This is a genomic window from Streptococcus sp. GMD6S (assembly GCF_000297015.1).
In genome coordinates, this window is sequence record NZ_AJRH01000120.1 from 1 (window position 1) to 1,722 (window position 1,722).

General features: G+C 44.2%; 3 protein-coding genes. All 3 read left to right on the forward strand.

The window, feature by feature from the left end:
* A partial coding sequence (locus tag GMD6S_RS08955) for a magnesium transporter CorA family protein (RefSeq protein WP_000320095.1) occupies window positions 1-701 on the forward strand: 701 nt, incomplete at its 5' end.
* Window positions 702-712: 11 nt separating this feature from the next.
* Window positions 713-1,390 (forward strand): DUF1129 domain-containing protein, encoded by a 678-nt coding sequence (locus tag GMD6S_RS08960; RefSeq protein WP_000077993.1) that lies wholly within the window; start codon window positions 713-715, stop codon window positions 1,388-1,390.
* A gap of 15 nt (window positions 1,391-1,405) precedes the next feature.
* Window positions 1,406-1,722: hypothetical protein (locus GMD6S_RS08965; RefSeq protein ID WP_000331821.1), on the forward strand; the 317-nt coding region annotated here is incomplete at its 3' end.

Genomic DNA, 1,722 nt, shown 5'->3' on the forward strand with positions numbered 1-1,722 from the left:
GTACCTACTACGTTACGATTCCGCTGGGGATTATCATCACAGAGGAAACCATTATCACCACCTGCTTGGAACCCCTCCCCGTTCTCGATGTCTTTATCAACCGTAGACTGCGCAACTTTTACACCTTCATGCGTTCACGCTTTATCTTCCAGATTCTCTATCGCAACGCCGAACTTTACCTTACGGCCCTTCGTTCGATTGACCGTAAGAGTGAACAAATCGAAAGTCAACTTCACAAATCCACTCGAAACGAAGAGCTGATTGAGCTCATGGAATTGGAAAAGACCATCGTCTATTTCAAGGCCTCACTGAAGACGAACGAGCGCGTGATTAAGAAATTGACTAGCGCAACTAGCAATATCAAGAAATACCTAGAAGACGAAGACCTACTCGAAGACACTCTGATTGAAACCCAACAGGCCATCGAGATGGCAGATATCTATGGAAATGTCCTTCACTCTATGACAGAGACCTTTGCCTCTATCATTTCCAACAACCAGAACAACATCATGAAGACCCTGGCTCTCGTGACCATCGTTATGTCTGTCCCAACCATGATCTTCTCAGCCTACGGGATGAACTTTAAGGATAATGAAATCCCTCTAAACGGTGAGCCTCATGCCTTCTGGTTAATCGTCTTTATCGCCTTTGCTATGAGTGTTTCGCTCACTCTCTATCTCATCCATAAAAAATGGTTCTAAGAGGAATCCCTATGTCTCAGATTGATTTACAAAAATTAACTAAGAAAAACCAAGAGTTTATCCACATCGCTACCCAACAATTTATTAAAGATGGTAAAACAGACGCTGAAATCAAGGCTGTCTTTGAGGAAGTCATTCCTAAAATCCTTGAAGAGCAAGCCAAGGGGACGACTGCACGTTCCCTCTACGGGGCTCCAACCCACTGGGCTCATAGCTTCACTGTCAAGGAGCAATACGAAAAAGAGCATCCAAAAGAAAATGACGATCCAAAACTCATGATTATGGACTCAGCCCTTTTTATCACCAGTCTCTTTGCATTGGTTAGCGCTCTGACTACCTTCTTCTCTACAGATCAGGCTATTGGCTATGGCTTGATTACCCTCTTGTTGGTTGGACTTGTAGGAGGACTTGCCTTCTACTTGATGTACTACTTTGTCTACCAGTACTATGGACCAGACACAGATCGTAGCCAGCGCCCTCCTTTCTGGAAATCAATCCTCGTCATCCTCGCTGCTATGCTTCTTTGGTTGGTTGTCTTCTTTGCAACAAGCTTCCTACCAGCCAACCTCAATCCAGTCCTTGCTCCATTGCCTTTGGCTGTCCTAGGAGCAGCCCTTCTCGCCCTTCGCTTCTATCTCAAGAAACGTTTCAATATCCGAAGCGCAAGCGCAGGCCCATCACGTTATTAAGAGAAGTGAAAAGCTATGGCATATAGTCAATCTTTAGCTCAGCAGATTCGAAAAATTCTAGCACTCAAACTTCCTCCCCAAATTTTCGAAGAAGAGCTAGAAGAAAAGAAACTGTTTGGTGGCCTTGCCTTTATGATTCGTGGGAAAATGGTCCTTACAGTCAGTTCCAGAAAGGACGAACTGGTTATGGTCAGAATTGGCAAAGAAATAGAAAAGCAAGTTCTACCCCGAACAGGAGCTCATACTACATTGATGAGAGGGCGACCTTATCATGGCTATATAGACCTAGATATTGAAGGTCAAAAAGAACTTCCTTACTGGATTGATTTAGC

Bases quoted from the DNA above. Each gene is read 5' to 3' on its own strand.
- GMD6S_RS08960 (WP_000077993.1), top strand. From the start codon at position 713: ATGTCTCAGATTGATTTACAAAAATTAACTAAGAAAAACCAAGAGTTT.